This is a genomic window from Pseudomonas sp. NBRC 111140, from assembly GCF_001320885.1.
GTDB lineage: Bacteria > Pseudomonadota > Gammaproteobacteria > Pseudomonadales > Pseudomonadaceae > Aquipseudomonas > Aquipseudomonas putida_P.
The window spans coordinates 1-20,732 of the sequence record NZ_BCBQ01000097.1 but is presented as its reverse complement, the minus strand read 5'-3'; the positions used below and the strand labels follow the sequence as shown (position 1 = coordinate 20,732).

Annotated in this window: 17 protein-coding genes; 5 read left to right on the top strand and 12 right to left on the bottom strand. The window is 62.3% G+C overall.

What is annotated here, in order from left to right; all coding sequences use genetic code 11:
• On the top strand, nt 1-1,045 hold a 1,045-nt coding region (locus APH42_RS24210), incomplete at its 5' end, for an RtcB family protein (protein ID WP_060494387.1).
• Nucleotides 1,046-1,082: 37 nt separating this feature from the next.
• Here APH42_RS24210 and APH42_RS24205 read toward each other — a convergent pair.
• From APH42_RS24205 to APH42_RS24195, 3 genes are all read right to left on the bottom strand, one after another.
• Nucleotides 1,083-1,973, bottom strand: a complete 891-nt coding sequence (locus APH42_RS24205) for an alpha/beta hydrolase (RefSeq protein ID WP_060494386.1) — start codon at nt 1,971-1,973, stop codon at nt 1,083-1,085.
• A gap of 82 nt (nt 1,974-2,055) precedes the next feature.
• The gene (locus APH42_RS24200) at nt 2,056-3,402 is read right to left on the bottom strand and encodes a sensor histidine kinase (RefSeq protein ID WP_012270301.1); all 1,347 of its coding nucleotides are present in this window, start codon (nt 3,400-3,402) and stop codon (nt 2,056-2,058) included.
• Complete coding sequence (locus APH42_RS24195; protein ID WP_012270302.1) at nt 3,402-4,094, bottom strand: response regulator transcription factor; 693 nt, start codon at nt 4,092-4,094, stop codon at nt 3,402-3,404. Before APH42_RS24195 ends, APH42_RS24200 begins: the two co-directional genes overlap by 1 nt.
• 182 nt (nt 4,095-4,276) lie before the next feature.
• Between APH42_RS24195 and APH42_RS24190 the strand changes: the two genes are divergently transcribed.
• On the top strand, nt 4,277-6,454 hold the full coding sequence (locus APH42_RS24190; RefSeq protein ID WP_012270303.1) for a TonB-dependent siderophore receptor: 2,178 nt from the start codon (nt 4,277-4,279) through the stop codon (nt 6,452-6,454).
• A 288-nt stretch (nt 6,455-6,742) separates the two neighbouring features.
• Entirely contained in the window at nt 6,743-7,954 is a 1,212-nt protein-coding gene (locus APH42_RS24185; protein WP_012270304.1) for a glycosyltransferase family 4 protein, read from the top strand.
• Between the two features lie 274 nt (nt 7,955-8,228).
• Here APH42_RS24185 and APH42_RS24180 read toward each other — a convergent pair whose 3' ends face one another.
• From APH42_RS24180 to APH42_RS24140, 9 genes are all read right to left on the bottom strand, one after another.
• Complete coding sequence (locus APH42_RS24180) at nt 8,229-8,930, bottom strand: XRE family transcriptional regulator (RefSeq protein WP_012270305.1); 702 nt, start codon at nt 8,928-8,930, stop codon at nt 8,229-8,231.
• 186 nt (nt 8,931-9,116) lie between these two features.
• On the bottom strand, nt 9,117-9,644 hold the full coding sequence (gene ppa, locus APH42_RS24175) for an inorganic diphosphatase (RefSeq protein ID WP_003255365.1): 528 nt from the start codon (nt 9,642-9,644) through the stop codon (nt 9,117-9,119).
• A gap of 93 nt (nt 9,645-9,737) precedes the next feature.
• Nucleotides 9,738-10,553, bottom strand: coding sequence for a zinc-dependent peptidase (locus APH42_RS24170; protein ID WP_012270306.1), 816 nt, complete (start codon nt 10,551-10,553; stop codon nt 9,738-9,740).
• 21 nt (nt 10,554-10,574) lie between these two features.
• On the bottom strand, nt 10,575-11,222 hold the full coding sequence (locus APH42_RS24165) for a DedA family protein (protein WP_012270307.1): 648 nt from the start codon (nt 11,220-11,222) through the stop codon (nt 10,575-10,577).
• Nucleotides 11,223-11,409: 187 nt separating this feature from the next.
• Nucleotides 11,410-11,868: a GNAT family N-acetyltransferase gene (locus tag APH42_RS24160; protein WP_060494385.1), complete on the bottom strand. Its 459-nt coding sequence runs from the start codon at nt 11,866-11,868 to the stop codon at nt 11,410-11,412.
• Between the two features lie 108 nt (nt 11,869-11,976).
• Nucleotides 11,977-12,795 carry an ethanolamine ammonia-lyase subunit EutC gene (gene eutC, locus APH42_RS24155; RefSeq protein ID WP_012270309.1) on the bottom strand — a complete coding sequence of 273 codons (819 nt, stop codon included), beginning with the start codon at nt 12,793-12,795 and terminating at the stop codon, nt 11,977-11,979.
• Between the two features lie 8 nt (nt 12,796-12,803).
• The gene (locus APH42_RS24150; protein ID WP_012270310.1) at nt 12,804-14,198 is read right to left on the bottom strand and encodes an ethanolamine ammonia-lyase subunit EutB; all 1,395 of its coding nucleotides are present in this window, start codon (nt 14,196-14,198) and stop codon (nt 12,804-12,806) included.
• A gap of 46 nt (nt 14,199-14,244) precedes the next feature.
• On the bottom strand, nt 14,245-15,693 hold the full coding sequence (eat, locus tag APH42_RS24145) for an ethanolamine permease (RefSeq protein WP_012270311.1): 1,449 nt from the start codon (nt 15,691-15,693) through the stop codon (nt 14,245-14,247).
• Between the two features lie 226 nt (nt 15,694-15,919).
• Entirely contained in the window at nt 15,920-17,440 is a 1,521-nt protein-coding gene (locus tag APH42_RS24140; RefSeq protein WP_012270312.1) for an aldehyde dehydrogenase family protein, read from the bottom strand.
• Between the two features lie 254 nt (nt 17,441-17,694).
• On the opposite strand from APH42_RS24140, the gene APH42_RS24135 reads away from it, so the two are divergent.
• Both APH42_RS24135 and mpl read left to right on the top strand, forming a co-directional pair.
• Nucleotides 17,695-19,710, top strand: a complete 2,016-nt coding sequence (locus APH42_RS24135) for a sigma-54-dependent Fis family transcriptional regulator (RefSeq protein ID WP_060494384.1) — start codon at nt 17,695-17,697, stop codon at nt 19,708-19,710.
• 66 nt (nt 19,711-19,776) lie between these two features.
• On the top strand, nt 19,777-20,732 hold a 956-nt coding region (gene mpl, locus APH42_RS24130; RefSeq protein ID WP_060494388.1), incomplete at its 3' end, for a UDP-N-acetylmuramate:L-alanyl-gamma-D-glutamyl-meso-diaminopimelate ligase.

Below are 20,732 nucleotides of genomic sequence, written 5' to 3'. Positions count from 1 at the left end.
GACCATCGGCAGCGTGATCCCCACGGTCGGTGCGATCATTCCCGCAGCGGTTGGCGTGGACATCGGCTGCGGCATGATCGCTGCGCGCACTTCTTTGCACGCCCGTGACCTGCCAGACAACCTGCATGGCCTGCGCAGCGCCATCGAGCAGGCGGTGCCCCATGGCAAAACCTTCGGCAAACGTGACCAGGGCGCCTGGGCCGATGTGCCGGCCAAGGCAGACAAGGCCTGGGGCCAGTTGGCCGGGCGCTTCAAGGCCATTACCGACAAGTACCCGCGCCTGGAGAAGACCAACAACCGTCACCACCTGGGCACCTTGGGCGGTGGCAACCACTTCATCGAAGTGTGCCTGGATGAGGCCGACCGCGTCTGGTTCATGCTGCACAGCGGCTCGCGCGGTGTGGGCAATGCCATCGGCAACCTGTTCATCGAACTGGCCCAGGCCGACATGCGTCAGCACCTGGCCAACCTGCCGGACAAGGACCTGGCGTATTTCGAGGAAGGCAGTCGCCATTTCGCGGACTACGTCCAGGCCGTGGAGTGGGCACAGGACTACGCCCGGCAGAACCGCGAGCTGATGATGCTGGCCGTGGTCGGCGCTGCTCGCAAGGCGCTGGGCAAACCGTTCGAGGCCAGCCTGGAAGCGGTGAACTGCCACCACAACTATGTACAGCGTGAGCAGCACTTTGGCCGCGAAGTGTTGGTCACGCGCAAGGGGGCGGTGTCGGCGCAGAAGGGGCAGTTGGGCATCATCCCAGGCTCCATGGGCGCCAGAAGCTTCATCGTGCGTGGGCTGGGCAATGAGGAGTCGTTCTGCTCCTGCAGCCATGGCGCTGGGCGCGTGATGAGCCGGACCAAGGCCAAAAGCCGCTTCACCGTCGAGGACCAACGGCGGGCCACGGCGCATGTGGAATGCCGCAAGGACAAGGATGTAATCGACGAAATCCCGATGGCGTACAAGGACATCGACGCGGTGATGCGTGCCCAGCAGGCGCTTGTCGAGGTGGTTCACACCCTGCGGCAGGTGGTGTGTGTGAAGGGCTAGCCAGGAGCGCCTCGAACAACTGCAGCCGGATACGTCGTTATCTGGCCAGCTGCTTGAGCACCGTACGCAAAGAAGCCCCCAGCATTTGCCCGTGGTCCAGCCCCTCGAACCGTTCGAAGCGCACCTGAAGGCCTTTTACCTTGGCCAGGTCTGCCGTCAGTTCGCGCGCGGGCTTCTCCACATCGCCCTTTAACTGCGCCCTGGGGCTCGCAGGTTCCTCGCTGCCCCGCATCAGTAGCAGCCGCGCAGGGTTGTTGCCCAAGCGCTGCTCAAGCCCCTGCGCCTCCTGCACGATGGCCCCGTCATGCCACCACAGTGATGGGCTGGCGGCGGCGTAGTCGCTGAATGCGCCGGGCCGGGTGAACAGTGTATGCAGTACGGCCAGCCCGCCGTAGGAGTGGCCCCACAGGGTTTGCCTTCGCAGGTCGATGGGTGCCACGCCAGCCACCTTGTTGCGCATGGGCCCGGTCAGCAGGTCAAGGAACGCCTCCACGCCGCCGCTGGGCTCCCCGGTCAACGGGTCGTGTTGTTCTGTCCGCCCAGGCAATGCCGGGGTGTAGTCATAGGTGCGCGCAGTTCGCTCGATACGCTGGTCGGTCTGGTAACCCACGGCCACAAGCAATGGCGCCTGACCGGCAGCGAGCTTGCCCAGTTGCTGGCTGTCCAGCGCCCCTAGCGCGGCATTGCCATCGAGCATCCACAGCACCGGATACCCGGATGCGGGTGCCGGGCGGTTCGGCTGGCCGACCCACAGGCGGTAGTGGCGCTGGCCGTCTGCCGAGTCCATATCGAGCTGGCTGAAGCGGTACGCCAGGCCCTTGCGCTGCAGCAGCGAAGTGTCCATTTTCTGGTTGTGCTCGGGCTGTGCCAGGGCGACAGGGGCTGCAAGGGCCAGTGCCAAAGCCAGCGTCAGGGTCATCTTGCTCATCAGGCGTCTCGTCAGGGCTTTGCGAGGAGCGCAAGGCGGGTGCGCCAAGATGATAATCAGTCCTGATTGAGCGTAAAGCGCATTAACTTTCTAAACAGTCCCTGGCAAGCGGCAAGGTCATGTGCAGGCACAGGCCAGGGTGGCCGTTGCTGGCCCACAAGCGGCCACCTTGCAGCTCGATGGCGCGGCGGGCGATGGCCAGGCCCAGGCCGAAGCCCGCTCCGCTACCGGCCAGGCGCTGGTAAGGCTTGAAGATGCGTTCCAGGTCGATGTCAGGCACACCGGGGCCTTGATCGCTCAGGCGCAGGTGCCAGCAATCGCCCTCACGCCAGCCATCCAGGCTCACCCGGCCCTCGGCCGGCGAGTGGCGAATGGCATTGCGCAGCAGGTTTTCCAGGGCTTGGGCCAGGCTGTCCAAGTGAGCCTGTACCCGGCAGTCGGTACCGAGCGAACACGGCAGGCGCGACGGGGCCCAGCCGCTTTCGAAGCAAACGTCCTGGCACAGTGCTTCCCATACCGAAAGCATCAACACCGGTTCGGTCGGCAGGCTGGGCTGTTCGGTGTCCATCCAGGCCAGGTCCAGCGTGTCTTCCAGCAGCTTTTGCATGTCGGCGACTTCGCGGTCCAGGCGTTCGCGCAGTTGTGGCGGTGGCAAGTCGCTGTCATGGGCAATGCGCAGCCGCGCCAGTGGCGTGCGCAATTCGTGAGACAGTGTGCGCAACAGCAGGCGCTGTTGTTCCAGGCTCTGGCGCAGGCGCCCGGCCATGTGTTCGAAGGCCTGTGCCAGTTCACCCAGCTCGTCACGGCGTTCCTGCAGGGGCAGGGCGGGGCTGTCCAGGTCGTCGGCACGCAGGGCGTCGGCGCGGTCGCGCAGGCGGTTCAGCGGTACGACCAAATGTCGGTACAACGCCAGGCCCAGCAGCAGTGCGAGCAGTGCGGGTGCAACGCCGTGGGTGATCACATGGGTCCACGGTGTCAGGCCGGTGGGCAGCAGGCGCTCGGGCAGTTGCAGCACCAGGCGGCCGTGCTCGGGGTGTTGCGGGAACTCGATGCTGACATACGGCAGCTCATCCTGCAGGCGCCGGCTCATTGGCCAGTCGAGTTTGCGCATGAAGGTCAGGTGGCTGGCTTGCTCGGCATTCAGTGGCGTGGTGCCAAGGCTTTGCAGGTGCGGCCCGACCAAGGCAACCCAGGTGTCCTCGGCTTGTTCCAGTTGCCTGCGCCAGGCCTCGGCGCCTTCCGCGCCGCCCTGGTTCCAGGCCTGTTCGGCTTGTTGTGCATAGCGGGCCAGGTAATCCTGGTCGGCCTGGGACAGGAAGTAGGTACTGCGCTCTACCGACAGGCCCCAGGTCCAGATCAGCCAGACCAGCAGCAGGCAGAAGCTGACCTGCAGTACCGCCAGTTTCCATAGCAAAGGGTGGCGACGCATCAGGGCTGTTCCGTGTCGATCAGGACATACCCTTGGCCACGCACGGCCTGGATCTGCAGGTGCTGGGCACTGATGTCGGCCAGCTTGCGGCGCAGGTTGCACACATGCACGTCCAGGCCCCTGTCCAGGCGGGTATAGGCCCGGTGCAGCACGCTCTGGTACAGGAAGGGTTTGCTCAAGGCTTCGCCGGGGTGCGCCCGCAGCGTCACCAGCAAGCGGAATTCGGAAGCGGTGAGGCCAGCGGCATTGCCGTTGTGGATAACGTCTTGACGGTCGTGGTCCAGCATCACCTCGCCGACGTCGGTACGCAGCGCCGTGCCACGGTCGAATGCCACACGCCGCAGCAAGGCGTCGACCCGGGCGTCCAGCTCCGCCAGGCTGAAGGGCTTGGGCAGGTAATCGTCCGCGCCACGGGTAAAGCCGCTGATGCGATCTTGCTCGGCGCCTAGCGCCGACATCAGCATGACCGGTACCGCCTGTTGTCGGCGCAGCTCGTCGAGCAGGCTGAGGCCGTCGATGCCTGGCAGCATGATGTCCAACAGCACCAAATCGAACTGCGATTGCTGTATCGCATTCAGGGCCTGGGTGCCGCTGGCGCAGGCGTGCACCTGGAAACCGCGATTGAGGAAATGGCGTTCCAGGTCTTGAAGCAGGCGAGGGTCGTCTTCGACAAGGAGAAGTGAGGTGGGCACGGCGAGCCTTGAATGAGAACTTCTATCAGTTACGAATCATCCCATTGCCAGCGGCCCGAGGGCAACGCCCCAATGTGTTAAGAAGGTTAATGATGCTGCACCCCCGTTTTCGCTCCGGTATCGTTCGCAAAAAGCAACTTGTTTCGTTTGCGAGCTATTATCACTTGGGCGAAGGGTGTGGCATGAACGGTTTCAAAGGTGTGGGGAGCCCGCGACGGGTGCGGGGCTGGCTGGTACTGGGGCTGCTGGCGCCATTTTCGTTGTCGGCACTGGCTGAAACGGTAGCGACTCAGGCGGCAGCCGAGGATGCCTCGCTCGACCTGCCAGCATTGACCATCGAGGGCAACCGCCTTTACGACATGCTGCCATCGGAAGAAACCGGGGGCTACAGCGTCGATGCCGCTACAGTGGGCACCAAGACGCCAGCAGCGCTCAAGGACATTCCCCAGTCCATCACCGTCTACACCCAGGACTACGTCAAGGACCGCCAGTTCGTGCACCTGGATGACCTGGCCAAGTACACCGCCGGCCTGCGCACCCTGACCAACGACAGCGGCCGCTCGTCAATCTACGCCCGTGGCTACGAGTACAGCGAATTCAACATCGACGGCCTGCCGGCCCCCATGGCCAGTATCTTCGGCACTGTGCCGTCGCTGGCGGCGTTCGACCGAGTCGAAATCATGCGTGGCCCGGCTGGGCTGTTCAGCAGTACCAGTGAACTGGGTGGCATCGTCAACATGGTGCGCAAGCGCCCGACGGCCGAATTCCAGGGCCACATCGAAGGCAGCTACGGCACCTGGGACACCAACCACGAAGAAATCGACCTGAGCGGGCCGCTGGATGACGCCGGCCGCGTGCGCGGGCGCTTCATCGCATCCCGTGACGACACCAATGGCGAAGTCGATTACAACGCCAACACCAGCAACAGCTACTACGGTGCGCTGGACATCGACCTGGACGAGGCCACCACGCTGTCGTTCGGGCTGATGCACGAAGTGAAGAACATCACCCCGCACAACGGCTACCCGGCCACGTTGTCCGGTGAAGTGCCCGACTTCAGCCATTCGCGTTTCCTGGGGGCCGACTGGAACTACTTCGACGGCAAGACCACCGACCTGGTCGCCGAACTGACCCACCGCTTCGACAACGGTGGCTACGGCCGTGTCGCTGCCCGTGGCTCGCACCGCGATACAAATTACCTGTATGCCTTCACTGCGACCAACGCCACTACCGGTGCCAACTCCGAACGCGCCAGCGCCCGCGATTTCACCCAGGACACCTACTCGCTGGACGCCAGCTACAGCCAGCCGTTCGAAACATTCGGCCAGGTCAGCGAGTTCGTGGTCGGCAGCGACTACAAGAACTACGACACCGAGTACCTTAATGGCACCACCAACCTGGGCGCCATCAACGTCAACACCTATTCGCCGAAGCAGTTCGCCAAGCCGTCGCCCAACTACAGCACCGAAACCGGCATGCAGGAAGAGGAATACGGGCTGTACTCCAAGGTTACGTTCCGCCCGATCGATCGCCTGGCGCTGATCGCCGGTGGCCGTTTCAGCTGGTATCGCGGTGACTTCTACACCACTACCCTGAGCAGCGGCGCCACCACCAATGACAGCAAACGCGTGGACGGTCACTTCACTCCATATGGCGGCCTGGTCTACGACCTGACCGATAACCACGCGTTGTATGCCAGCTACTCGCAGGTGTTCAAGCCGCAGTCCGACACTGACAGCAACGGCCGCGTGCTGAAGCCGCGTGAAGGCGAGCAGTATGAGCTCGGCCTGAAGAGCAGCTACTTTGGCGGCGACCTGAATACCCGGTTGTCGGTGTTCCGGCTGACCGACAAGAACCGCGCCACCACGCTGTACGACGCTGATGGCGTAGCAACTACCGACTCCGTTGCAGCCGGCAAGACACGTGTGAAGGGCGCGGAAGTAGAAGTGAGCGGCAAGCTGACGGCAAATTGGGAACTGCTGGCCGGCTACACCTGGATGGAAACCGAAACCGTCAAGGGTGACGCCGAAACCACCTTCTTCATCATGCCGCGCAACCAGGCATCACTGTGGAGCAAATACACCATCAACCAAGGGCCGCTGACTGGCCTGGCCGTGGGTGGCGGCATATCGGCGATGAGCAACTTCTATTCCGAAAATGGCGGTGTGCGTATCGATGCACCGGGCTATGCCACAGTGGATGCGATGCTGTCGTACCCGGTTACCTCGAAGCTGACGGCCACCTTCAACGTCAACAACCTGTTCGATCGGGACTACCTGTCGCGGGTGGGGTCAACTTCGACATTCAACTTTTACGGGCCGTCGCGCAGCATGATGGTTGGCGCGCGGTATGACTTCTGATGCGTCGATATCCCAGGTGCGGCGCTCATTGAACGATATATATAGCTAGTTTGGCATGACTGTTTTTGGCGCCGGCTTACCGGCGCCATGACCGCCTGGTTTTTTTGCAGCACTGCGTGTGCAATCGGTTGAGTCGCACTAGAGTGTAGCCCTAGCGGAGTGCTTACTGCGTGTGCAGGAGGTCTGCAAGGACGCTGAAACGTTGTTGAGATGGACGGCTGGTTTTGAGGAGTAGGCCCCATGTAGACAATTCAACTGATCGTGTCCAGGCATCCCTGTGAGGGGAATATGATTGAAGACCCATATATCCTGTTTACCCGAATACCGATTGTTGTAAACGAGCAAGGTGAACTTTTTACTGACCCTTTGTGGGTCAAGGATATAGAGCTTCATCTGAGCTACATAGAAAACTTCGGCATCTGCTGCCCTGTTGAAAAAAGCAACAACGTCGAAGGGTTGCAAAGCATTAGTCATCTGAATGTGAAATGGCTTTACGGCTTGAGAAAAGACTATGGGCTTGCCTCTGTATTAAAGAATTTCCTACCCAATTTCATGTGCGTCGCCAAAGCCTGTAAATCGGCGAGGGTCGTGCATTCCGACGGTGCCGGTTGGGCATTTCCGTTGTCCTTCTACCTGCTGCCCCTGAAACCCCTGTTTCGCTTTCAATGGGTTGTTGTCATAGAGTCTTCATTCTGGATGCTGGGCCAGGGTGATACGCGGACGTTCAGGGCAGTCATCGAGCACTACGCACACTCCCTCCTGTTGAAACGCTGTTTGAAGCTGGCAAACGCCAGGATATTCACTCAATCTTTCTACAAGGAATATTTTCTCGGGGGCAACAATAGCCACACGTTAATTAACCCTGCCAGCTGGCTCGATAAGCAGTACATGGCGGCCCCGGAGGCAGTCAGGAGGCGATTCGAAGGTAGGCGTGAGCGTACACTCAACTTGCTTTACCCCTCACGCCTGGTCGTGGATAAAGGTGTCATGGTCGTTCTTGAAGCCATTGAACAACTGAACGTCGAAGGCGTTGAAATCACGATCACTCTCATGGGTGACGGGGATTTGAAAGCGCACTGCCTACGCTTTGCCGCTGAGTACCGTGGCGCCGTCGCGGTGAGGTTTCAGAGCGCAGTCGATTATGGCAAAGACTTTTTCACGATCATTGCCCAGCATGACTGGCTGTTGGTCCCGACATTGAAGCAGGAACAACCCCGAATCATATTCGATGCGTTCAGCCAGGGCGTTCCCGTCATCGGCTCCGACACATCCGGGGTGCAGGATATTACCAGCAGGCACAATGCGCTCACGTTTGAAACCGGTAACCCGTCCAGTTTGGCTGACCGTATTCGATATGCGGCGCGGCACCCCGAGCTGGCGCTGAAAATGGGGCTCGCGGGGCTGGACTATGCGACGGGGAAAACCCACTTGCAGATGCATCAGGTTCGTGAGGAATTCCTGAAGAGCAGCTTGAAGCTCTCGGCCAGCCCGCACATCTGACGCCACGTACGAGGATCTGCCGGTTGTAGCGTATACGACGGGGTATTAAAAAGCCGGCTTGTGGCCGGCTTCTCGGGGACGCTTCCGACTAATTTATGGTAAGCCGCAATCGCCTTAACTGTGTGGCCATCAAGGGCCTGAAAGAGATGGCAGATGGCCGTGTGGGATATCGCCGAGCCCTCTGGACCGCGGCTTGCGCCGGTCGGGGCTAAATGTGCCGCGTAGCATACAAGGGCCCGCGCAGGATGCCCAGCAAAAAATGGCACAGGGTGTTTCAGCCTGGCCGCTGCTGGCGGAAATGTGACCAGTGGAACACCCAGCCAAGGATCTCCAGCCCCTGCGCCTGGCGCTGCGCTGGGGTGTAGCGTTCGACCGCATAGTTACGCCGGTCATGGCTGTGCAGATAGAGCGTATCGTGCAGGCCAAGGCTGAGGCTGTTAACCCTGAGCATGCCGTTGTGCAGCAGGGCATAGGTCTCGCCATCGACCACTCGGGTCATGCTCAGGTCGATGGCCAGGGTGGCCTCCAGCGGAATCAACGGGAGCATGTTGCCGGCCGGCATCGCCAGGCAGATCGCGTTACCGGCCTGTACACCCAACCCCTTCAGGGCCTTTGCCGGCAGGCGCAGGTTTTTGCCCGCCACTGGCGACAGCAGGCTGTTATGCATCTCGTAATAAGGCACGTTCAGTACCCGGCCGTGTCGCACCGACAGCGGAGTGGGTGGGTTGGCGAGTGCCGGCTTTGGCGGGCCGTTGCGCAGGATCGGGTTGGGGTGTTTGGGCCCTTCACCGGTGCGCAGCCAACGGCGGTGCACACAAAACAGGTCGGCCAGCTCATCCAGCCGGGCCAAAGGCACACCGCGTTTGAACCAGTTGTTGACGTGCTGCGGTGTGACGCTGCGCTGGGCGGCGAAATCGGAAGGGGTCAGGCCGCATTCATGCAGCAGGGCCTTGAGGCGGTCACCGGAAGTGTTCATGGCAGCGAGTGTAGCGGCGGGGTGCCAGCAAGGATATGAACCGGGTGTTGATGGGGTTTGTGTGAAAAGAGGCCGCCTGTAGGGCGTTGGTGTAGGACTGCGTAGGATTTCTTACTAGTAATCAGCGCATCGCCCTTTCAGGCGTAAAAAAACCCCGCCAAGGCGGGGTTTTTTATGCAACCGGTATCAGCCCTTGTAGGCAGCAACCGATTTGGTGATCGCAGCACGGGCAGCGTCAGCGCCCTCCCAGCCTTCGATCTTGACCCACTTGCCCTTCTCGAGATCTTTGTAGTTGGCAAAGAAGTGCTCGATTTGCTGGATCAGCAGGGCTGGCAGGTCGGTGTATTCCTTCACGTCGACGTACAGCTGCGACAGCTTGTCGTGAGGAACGGCGATGACCTTGGCGTCGCCGCCGCCGTCGTCGGTCATGTTCAGTACGCCAACCGGGCGGGCGCGGATTACCGAGCCTGGCGCTACCGGATAAGGGGTAACCACCAGCACGTCCAGCGGGTCACCGTCGTCAGCCAGGGTGTTCGGGATGAAACCGTAGTTGGCTGGGTAGAACATTGGGGTAGCCATGAAGCGGTCGACGAACAGCGTGTCGCTGTCCTTGTCGATCTCGTATTTGATCGGCGCGTGGTTGGCCGGGATCTCGATGGCGACGTAGATGTCGTTCGGCAGGTCTTTGCCCGCCGGAATCTTGCTGTAGCTCATTGGGCAGTGCCCCCGTGTTTGACCAAAAAAGTGGCGGCGATTATAGGCACATTCTGCCGGGGCATGCCACGTCTGGCCTGATGTGCGGCCCCGTCAGGCGTGGCTTTCGCGGTACTCGGGGTGTTCGGCCTGCAGCCGGCAAAGGCGCGCCAGCGGGTCTTGCCGGTAGAACTGCGACAACTGGCGGTAGACCTGTGGATAAGCCTGATGCAGCAGGTCGGGGGCACTAAAGAAGTATTCGCTGGTGACGGCAAAGAATTCTGCCGGGTTTTCTGCAGCGTATGGGTCGATGGCGGTTTCGGCGTCAGGGTCGGCATCCAACTGGCGGTTGAGGTCGTCGTAAGCCTGCTGCATGGCTGTTGCCCACTCATCCACCGGCATGCCGCTGTGCAGTGGTGGCAGGCCGTTGGCATCGCCGTTGAGCATGTCGAGCTTGTGCGCCAGCTCATGGATGACCAGGTTGTAGGCCTCCCAGCCACCGCTGCCCAGCACGCCGTTCCAGGCGAGGATGATCGGCCCCTGTTGCCAGGCTTCGCCGCTGTGCTCGCCGTCCCACACATGCTCCACGCCACTGGCATCGCGGTGCCGCTGGGGGCTCTTGAAGTCGTCGGGGTACAGGATGATTTCGTGGAAGCCCTGGTACCAGTTCAGCTCGCCCAGGTGCAGCAGTGGCAACTGTGCCTGGGCGGCCAGCAACAGGCGCTGCTCGTCGTCCAGTTCGACGCCGGGCAGGCAGGTGAGGTGCTTGTCGAGCAGGAACAGGATGCAGGCTTCGCGCAGCCATTGGTCTTCTGCGTCAGTGATGCCGTCCAGCATGGGCAGGCGCTCGCGTACGGCCTGCCATTGCTGTGGCGTGATCGGGTAACGCGCCAGAGTGCGCTTGCGCCGCCAGGCGCTGAATGACCACATGCCGGTTGCTCTTGTGCGTGTTCAGTGAGCCTTGGCCGTGCGGCCCAGACGCCCACGCAGCAGGCCGAGAATCATCGGCACCAGCGACAGGATGATAATGCCCACCACCATCAGCGACAGGTGCTGCTTGATGAACGGCACGTTGCCGAAGAAATAACCCAGGGTGACCAGCCCGCCGACCCACAGCAGCGAGCCGGCGACACTGAAGCCAAGGAAGCGTGGGTAATGCATGTGGGCGATGCCGGCGACGAACGGCGCGAAGGTGCGCAGGATGGGCAGGAAGCGCGCGAGGGTCACGGTCTTGCCGCCATGGCGTTCATAGAACTCGTGGGTGCGTTGCAGGTAATCGCGGCGGAATATCTTGGAGTTGGGGTTGTTGAACAAGCGCTCGCCGGCCGTTCGGCCGATCACGTAATTGGTGCTGTCACCCAGGATCGCGGCAACCATCAGCAGGCCGGCCAGCAGGACAGGGTCCATACCGCCACCCGCAGCCACGGCGCCGGCGATGAACAGTAGCGAATCGCCCGGCAGGAAGGGCATTACCACCAGCCCGGTTTCGCAGAAGATCACGGTGAACAGGATGGCGTAGATCCAGGGACCGTAATTGGTGACCAGCAGATCGAGGTAAGCATCGAGATGCAGGATAAGGTCCAGCGGGTTGAAATCCATGTACAGCACCTGTGTTCTGGGGCGTAGGCTCGGTTACCTGGGGATGGGTAAAATTTCACACATGACAGAAGAGGCATTATACGGCTAAGTCAGGAACATGCCCGGGGAGTTTGTAGCGGGGGGTTACGATAGAGGTAATCCTGTGGCGGCCTCTTCGGGGGCGTGCCCGCGAAAAGGCCGCCACCGGTCAATCCTGGCTGATCGGCAGGATATAGCTCTTGAACTCGGTGTCTTCGCGAAAACCGATGGATTCGTAAGTCCTGTGTGCAACTTCGTTGTCCGCGCTGGTCGACACCCGCATGCGTACGGCGTTGGTGTCCTTGGCCATTTTCTTCGCTTCGCGCATCAGGTGGTCGGCCACCAGCATGCGCCGCGAGTCTTCGGCTACATAGATATCGTTGAGAATCCACACCCGCTTCAATGACAGCGACGAGTAGCTGGGGTACAGCTGGCAGAAGCCCATCAGTTTGCTGTCGTCATCATCCGGTAGCGCCAGGTAGATCACCGATTCATCCCGTTTCAGGCGCTTTTCCAAAAAGCTGCGCGAGCTGTCGGGGTAGGGCAGCTGACCATAGAACTCGCGGTATTTGACGAACAATGGCGTGAGCAGGTCGAGGTGTTCCAGGGTTGCCTTGATGATGCGCATGTGCGGCCCTCAGAGTCCATTTTGGGAAACAGCGGAATGCCAGCAGCTTTCAAGGGCATGCTGCCCAATGCGCGGCACAAGTGCAATCCGCCTTCCGTGACATGTTTTTTACCCTTTGCCGAGCAGGAAGTTACCTTTCTGGCTGGCACTGCCTTCACTCTCCAGGCTATGGACCTCGGCCTCGTCCTTCAAATTCACCCCGGAAAGTTGGCGCCGGCAGGCTTCGCGCATCAAGTACAGCAGGCGGTGAGCCGCCATGCCATAGCTCAGCCCCTCCAGGCGGATGTTGGAAATGCAGTTGCGGTAGGCGTCGGTCAGGCCAACCTTCGGTGCATAGGTGAAATACAAGCCCAGGCTGTCAGGCGAACTCAGCCCCGGGCGTTCGCCGATCAGCATCACTGTCATGCGTGCGCCGAGCAGCTCGCCGACCTCATCGGCCACTGCCACACGGCCTTGCTGCACCAGCACCACCGGGGCGCTGGTCCAGCCGTCGGCGGCGGCCTGCTCCTCGAAGCGGTTCAGAAACGGCAGGGTGTGGCGATGCACGGCCAGCGCCGAGAGGCCGTCGGCGACCACGATGGCCAGGTCGACGCCGCCGGGGTTGGCCTGGGTGTGCTGGCGCAGGGTGGCAATCGAGTCTTCGTTCAGCCGTCGCCCCAAGTCCGGGCGCTGCAGGTACTGGTGGCGGTCGCTGGCGGCGCTGTGCAGCACCAGGCTGTCGCGCCCGCGATCACTCAGCTGGCTGGCCAGGCCGGCGTGGTCGAAGGCCAGGTGTACGGCATCGCGGGCCTGGGCATGGGCGAACTGGAAGTCCAGTTGCGCGCCGGTCGGCAGGCTGGTGCCGGTGCGGCCCAGGGCGATGCGCGCCGGGGTCAGGTTGCGCAGGGCCAGCCAAGGGTTGTCGGGGGTAGGCGTGCGATGGTCCATGGTCATCCCTATGCAAGCTGTGCCAGGGCCTGGCGAAAGGCCGGTGGCAGGTTGTCACCAAAGCGCACCCGGCCATCGGCCTGGGTGAAGATGCCGGTGCGGGCCAGCCATGCCTCGAATTCCGGCCCAGGCTTCAGGCCGAGGGTCTGGCGCGCGTACAGCGCGTCATGGAACGAGGTGGTCTGGTAGTTGAGCATGATGTCGTCGGAGCCGGGGATGCCCATGATGAAGTTGATCCCGGCCACACCCAGCAAGGTCAGCAGGGTGTCCATGTCATCCTGGTCGGCTTCGGCGTGGTTGGTGTAGCAGATGTCGCAGCCCATCGGCACACCCAGCAGCTTGCCGCAGAAGTGGTCTTCAAGGCCTGCGCGGATGATCTGCTTGCCGTTGTACAGGTACTCCGGGCCAATGAAGCCGACCACGGTGTTGACCAGAAACGGCTTGAAGTGGCGGGCCACGGCATAGGCGCGGGTTTCGCAGGTTTGCTGGTCGACGCCATGGTGGGCGTTGGCCGACAGTGCGCTGCCCTGGCCGGTTTCGAAATACATCAGGTTTTGCCCAAGGGTGCCACGTTTCAACGACAGGCCGGCTTCGTAGCCTTCCTGCAACACGTTCAGGTTGATACCGAAGCCAGCGTTGGCTGCCTCGGTGCCGGCGATGGACTGGAACACCAGGTCCAGGGGCACGCCACGGTTGATCGCTTCGATCGAGGTGGTGACGTGGGTCAGCACGCAGGACTGAGTAGGGATGTCGTAGCGTTGGATGATGGCATCGAGCATTTCCAGCAGGGCGCAGATCGAGGCGATGCTGTCGGTGGCCGGGTTGATGCCGATCATGGCGTCGCCGTTGCCGTACAGCAGGCCGTCGAGAATGCTGGCGGCAATACCGGCCGGTTCGTCGGTCGGGTGGTTGGGTTGCAACCGCGTCGACAGGCGCCCGCGCAGGCCCATGGTGCCGCGAAAGCGCGTGACCACGCGGATCTTCTGCGCCACCAGCACCAGGTCCTGCACGCGCATGATCTTCGACACCGCTGCCGCCATTTCGGGTGTCAGCCCGGGCGCCAGGGCGCGAAGGCTGTCTTCATTGGCCTCTTCGCTGAGCAGCCAGTCGCGCAGGCCGCCCACGGTCAGGTGGCTGACCGGGGCGAAAGCCTGGGCGTCGTGTGTATCGACGATAAGGCGGGTGACCTCGTCATCCTCGTAAGGGATCAGGGCTTCGTTGAGGAAGTGCGTCAGTGGGATATTGGCCAACGCCATCTGCGCCGCGACACGTTCGCCGTCGTTGCTGGCCGCGACGCCCGCCAGGTAGTCCCCCGAGCGTGCCGGGCTGGCCTTGGCCATTACGTCCTTGAGGCTGTCGAAGCGGTAGACCAGGTGGCCGACCGTGTGTACGAAACTTGCCATACAGAATCTCCAGAGCCGCGGGTTGCCCCGCGGCGGGTGGCGGCGATCAGTGCAGGGCCTCTTCGGCCTTCTGGATCGCGGCGAATTCCTCTTCCGGTGTGCCCGCGACCAGGTGGTGGCGGCTGTAGAAAGCAAAGTAGGCAATTAATACCGCATAGATCACTGCGGCGCCAATCACCACCCGTGGGTCGACCAGGAAGCCGGCGACCACGGCGATGCACGCCAGCACCAAGGCTACGCCCGAGGTGAAGACGCCACCCGGGGTGCGGTATGGGCGTTCCATCTTCGGCCGGCGGATGCGCAAGGTGATGTGCGCGGCCATCATCAGCACGTAAGACAGGGTAGCGCCGAATACGGCAACCAGGATCAGCAGGTCACCCTGGCCGGTCAGCGACAAGGCAAAACCGATGATGCCAGGGATGATCAAGGCCAGCACCGGGGCCTTGCTCTTGTTGGTTTGCGACAATTTGCGGGGCAGGTAGCCCGCGCGGGACAGGGCGAAGATCTGCCGGGAATAGGCGTAGATGATCGAGAAGAAGCTGGCGATCAGCCCGGCCAGGCCCACCAGGTTGACGAAACCGCCCATCCAGGTGTTGCCGCCGTAGGCCTTGGACAATGCCTCGACCAGCGGGTTACCGGACGCTTTCAGGGCTTCGGACCCCGCACCGCCAGGCCCGACCACCAAGATCAGCAGGGCGAAGGCCAGCAGTACCAGCATGGCACCGATCAGGCCGCGTGGCAGGTCGCGCTTGGGGTTCTTGGTCTCTTCGGCGGCCAGTGGCACACCTTCTACGGCAAGGAAGAACCAGATGGCGTAAGGAATCGCCGCCCACACACCGACATAGCCGAACGGCAGGAAGCTGCTGGCGCCTACCGCGTCCGTTTTGGCGATGTCGAACAGGTTGGCTGCATCAAAATGGGGCACCATGCTCACCAGGAACACCGCCAGGGCGATGGCTGCGATAGCGGTGATGATGAACATCAGCTTCAACGCCTCACCCACGCCAAAGATGTGGATGCCGATGAACACGATGTAGAACGCCAGGTAGATCATCCAGCCGCCGATGCCGAACAGTGACTGGCAGTAGGCGCCGATGAACACGGCGATGGCGGCGGGTGCGATGGCGTATTCGATGAGGATCGCCGTCCCGGTCAGGAAGCCGCCCCACGGGCCGAAGGCGCTGCGGGCAAAGCCGTAGCCGCCGCCTGCGGTGGGGATCATCGACGACAGCTCGGCCAATGAGAAACACATGCACAGGTACATGGTGGCCATCAGCAGGGTGGCCAGGAACATGCCACCCCAGCCGCCCTGGGCCAGGCCGAAGTTCCAGCCAGCGTAGTCGCCGGAGATGACATAGGCCACGCCCAGGCCGACCAGCAGTACCCAGCCGGCGGCGCCTTTTTTCAGTTCACGTTGCTGGAAATAGTCCGAACCGACTTTTTCGAAGTCTACGGAAGAGCCTGCCGGCGAGCCGGCGGAATGATCGCTTGGCATAGTTTCACCTGTTGTTTTTCTTGGTGGCCGGAAGGGTTCCGGGCCGATGGTGATGGGTACTGCAGGAAGCGAGCCAGAGCGGTTGGTGCACGGCAACCGCTTTGGCATTGTTAAATGCAGGCCCGGCCTCGTCGCGCGCTTGCCCGCCCTCACAGGGATTGCACAACATTCAAGTCATGTGCAGAGCTTGTGGGAGCGGGCGAGCCCGCGAGGGCCGCGACGCGGATTAGAAGAAGCCCAGCGGATTGATGTCGTAGCTCACCAGCAGGTTCTTGGTCTGCTGATAGTGGTCGAGCATCATCTTGTGCGTCTCACGGCCAACACCGGACTTCTTGTACCCGCCAAACGCGGCATGCGCCGGGTACAGGTGGTAGCAGTTGGTCCATACACGGCCAGCCTTGATGCCACGGCCCATGCGGTAGGCACGGTTGATGTCGCGGGTCCATACGCCGGCGCCCAGGCCGAACTCGGTGTCGTTGGCAATCGCCAGCGCTTCGGCTTCGTCCTTGAAGGTGGTGACGCTGACCACCGGGCCGAAGATTTCTTCCTGGAACACGCGCATCTTGTTGTTGCCCTTGAGCAGGGTCGGTTGGATGTAGTAACCGGTGGCCAGCGAGCCTTCCAGTTTTTCCACCTTGCCGCCGGTCAGCAGCTCGGCGCCTTCCTTCTGGGCGATGTCGAGGTACGACAGAATCTTCTCGAACTGCTGCTGCGAGGCCTGGGCGCCGACCATGGTGTCGGTGTCCAGCGGGTCGCCGCGCTTGATCTGCAGCACCTTCTTCATCACCACTTCCATGAACTGCGGGTAGATCGACTCCTGTACCAGTGCCCGCGATGGGCAGGTGCACACTTCGCCCTGGTTGAAGAATGCCAGCACCATGCCTTCGGCCGCCTTCTCGATGAAGCTTGGCTCGGCTTGCATGATGTCTTCGAAGTACACGTTCGGCGATTTGCCGCCCAGTTCGACAGTTGACGGGATGATGTTCTCGGCGGCGCATTTCATGATGTGCGAGCCAACCGGAGTCGAGCCGGTGAAGGCGATCTTGGCGATGCGCTTGCTGGTGGCCAGGGCTTCACCGGCTTCGCGGCCATAGCCTTGCACCACGTTCAGCACGCCAGGTGGCAGCAGGTCGCCGATCACTTCCAGCAGCACGGTGATGCCCAGGGGCGTTTGCTCGGCAGGCTTGAGCACCACGCAGTTACCCGCGGCCAGCGCGGGCGCCAGCTTCCAGGCCGCCATCAGGATCGGGAAGTTCCACGGGATGATCTGCCCGACCACGCCCAGCGGCTCATGGATGTGATAGGCCACGGTGCCTTCGTTGATCTCGGCCGCGCCGCCTTCCTGGGCGCGGATGCAGCCAGCGAAGTAGCGGAAGTGGTCGACCGCCAGCGGGATGTCGGCGTTTAGGGTTTCGCGGATTGGCTTGCCGTTGTCCCAGGTTTCGGTAATGGCCAGCAGCTCGAGGTTCTGCTCGATACGGTCGGCAATCTTCAGCAGAACGTTGGAGCGGTCCTGCACCGACGTGCGGCCCCAGGCGTCGGCCGCAGCATGGGCGGCATCCAGGGCCTTGTCGATGTCTTCGGCAGTGGAGCGAGGGAATTCAGCGATCAGCTTGCCATTCACCGGGGAGGTATTTTCGAAGTACTGCCCCTTTACCGGAGGAACGAACTCACCACCGATGTAGTTGCCGTAGCGGCTCTTGAAGGAAACCTTCGCGCCTTCGGTACCGGGATGTGCGTAACGCATGGTGTGTCTCCTGGCTATTGTGTTTGTTAGGGAGTTGAAAAGCGTAGAGCAAAGGTTGGGCCAGCGTTGGCTGTGCCAGGCAAATCAATGACTTGGGTCAGTATCACGGCGCTGATCAACAGTCGCTGTGCCGGCGCCGGTACGCGCTGGGTGACATTTTGTGCCATTTGCGACACGTCACAGGCGCGTGCATTGCAAAGCCTTTCCGGGTGGAGGATGCTGGGCTGACGCTCTATCTGCGGAGAACTACAACAATGCAGAGCAACCCTTTCAGTCGCCATGCCCAGCAGGTCCATAGCGTTGCCCATGGTCGGGCTGGGGAGGGCGGCAGTGACCCGTCCATCGCCCGCTCCTGGCTGCGCTGCCTGGAGGACTACCACCTCGACCCTACGGTGATCGAAGCGCCGGTGGTGCTTGAGCATGGGCGCCTGCTGGAAAGCCGCGAGCGCCTGCGCCAGGTGTTGCAAATTGCCGACCATGAAATGAACAGCCTGCACCAGCAGCTTTCCGGCGCGGGCCACGCAGTGCTGCTGACCGACGCCCGCGGGGTGATCCTCAACTGTGTCAGCGCCCCCACCGAGCGGCGTAGCTTCGAGCGTGCCGGGCTGTGGCTGGGCGCCGACTGGAGCGAGGCGCGCGAGGGCACCAATGGCATCGGCACCTGCCTGGTCGAGCGCCAAGCGCTGACTATCCACCAGAACGAGCACTTCCGTGGCCGCCACACCGGCCTGACCTGCTCGGCCAGCCCAGTGTTCGACCCGCATGGCGAGTTGCTGGCGGTACTCGACGTGTCCTCGGCGCGTCCTGACGTATCACGGCAAAGCCAGTTCCACACCATGGCGTTGGTCAACCTGTCGGCGAAGATGATCGAAAGCTGTTACTTCCTTCGCCATTTCGAGCAGCAATGGCTGCTGCGTTTTCACCTGCAGGCCGAGTCGGTCGGCTTGTTCAGCGAAGGCTTGCTGGCGTTCGACGGCGATGGGCGCATTTGCGCTGCCAACCAGAGCGCGCTTAACCTGCTGGGCACTGTGCGGGGCGGTGTGCTGGGCAAACCATTGAAGCGATTTTTTGCCTGCAGCCATGACGAATTGTTCAGCCGCGCCACGCCCGGCGGCAGCACCGCCTGGCCGCTGCGTACCCTGGACGGCCGCCAGGTGTTCGCCAGCCTGCGAGGGCAGGCCCGGGCGCCGGTGTGGTCGGTGCCAGCCGCCCAGCCGCGGCCCGCGTGCGAAGTAGAGCCGCTGGTCTGCCTGCTCGACCCGGCGTTGCAAAACGACTTCCGGCGCAGCGTGCGGGTGTTCGAGCGCGATGTGCCCTTGCTGCTGCGCGGCGAGACCGGTTGTGGCAAGGAGGCCTTCGCCCAGGCTGTGCATCAGGCCAGTGAGCGACGCGGCAAGCCGTTCGTTGCCATCAACTGTGCGTCGATCCCAGAAAGCCTGATCGAGAGTGAGCTGTTCGGGTACCGTGGCGGCAGTTTTACCGGCGCGCGCAAGGAAGGCATGCGCGGCAAGCTGCTGCAGGCTGACGGCGGCACCTTGCTGCTGGACGAGATCGGCGACATGCCGCTGGCCCTGCAAACCCGCCTGCTGCGGGTACTGGAGGAGCGCCAGGTGGTGCCGATCGGGGGCGAGCCGCAGGCGGTGGACGTGCGCATTGTCAGCGCCACCCACCGTGACTTGCTGGAGCGGGTAGAGCAGGGCAGTTTCCGCGAAGACCTTTATTACCGCCTCAATGGCCTGGAAGTGGCGTTGCCAGCGGTGCGCGAGCGCAGTGACAAGGCGCAGTTGCTGGACTTCCTGCTGCGCCAGGAGGCGCAGGGGCAGTTGATCGACATCGAGCCCAGGGCGCGGCAGGCACTGCTCGAATTCACCTGGCCGGGGAACGTGCGGCAAATGCGCAATGTGCTGCGTACCTTGGTGGCGCTTTGCGAAGATTCCCGAATCGCATTGGCGGATCTCCCAACCATCGTCCGCAACAACGCCAATCCTGTGGGAGCGGGCTTGCCCGCGAAGGCTGCCTCACAGCCGTATGAGGGCGAGGGTTTTGCCCTCGTTCGCGGGCAAGCCCGCTCCCGCACAACCTGCGTTGATTCCGCAGTTGACGGTGAATCCGTGGGTAACCAGGTTTTGCAGGATGCGGAACGGCAAGTTTTGCTGGCCATGCTGGAGGCAAAACACTGGCACTTGACCCGCGTCGCCGAGCACTTGGGCATCAGCCGCAATACCTTGTATCGAAAACTGCGCAAACACGGCATCACCAGGGCCGACTGAGCGAAACAGCGGGTGCGATTTGTCGCGCCCTGGGCTACCCTGCCTCGATGTTTTGCGAGGTCGACCATGCATATTCACATTCTCGGTATTTGCGGCACTTTCATGGGCTCGCTGGCGGTGCTGGCCAAGGAACTTGGCCACCGCGTCACCGGCTCGGACGCCAACGTCTATCCCCCGATGAGCACCCAGCTCGAAGCCCAGGGCATCGAACTGACCCAAGGTTATGACCCGGCTCAGCTGGACCCGGCGCCAGACCTGGTGGTCATCGGCAACGCCATGTCGCGCGGCAACCCGGCGGTTGAATACGTGCTGAACAAGGGCCTGCCCTATGTCTCCGGCCCGCAGTGGCTGGCCGACCACGTGCTGCAAGGCCGTTGGGTGCTGGCCGTTGCCGGTACCCACGGCAAGACCACCACCAGCAGCATGCTGGCCTGGGTGCTGGAGCACGCCGGCATGAGCCCAGGCTTCCTGATTGGCGGTGTGCCGCAGAACTTCTCGGTGTCGGCGCGTTTGGGCGACACGCCGTTCTTCGTGGTCGAAGCCGACGAATACGACAGCGCGTTCTTCGACAAGCGCTCGAAGTTCGTTCACTACCACCCACGTACTGCGATCCTCAACAACCTTGAGTTCGATCACGCGGACATCTTCCCGGACCTGGCCTCGATCGAGCGACAGTTCCATCACTTGGTGCGTACCATCCCCAGCGAGGGCCTGGTCATCCATCCGACCACCGAGCAAGCGCTGGAGCGAGTGATCGGCATGGGCTGCTGGACCCCGGTGCAAACCACCGGTGAAGGAGGCCAGTGGCAAGCTCGCCTGCTCAGCCCTGATGGCTCGCGCTTCGAAGTGTTGTTCGAAGGCGAGGCGCAGGGCGTGGTGGACTGGGCACTGACCGGCCAGCACAACGTCGCCAACGCCTTGGCCACCCTGGCTGCGGCCCGCCATGTTGGCGTGGTGCCGGCCATGGGGATCGCTGGCCTGAGTGCCTTCAAGAGCGTCAAGCGGCGCATGGAGAAGGTGGC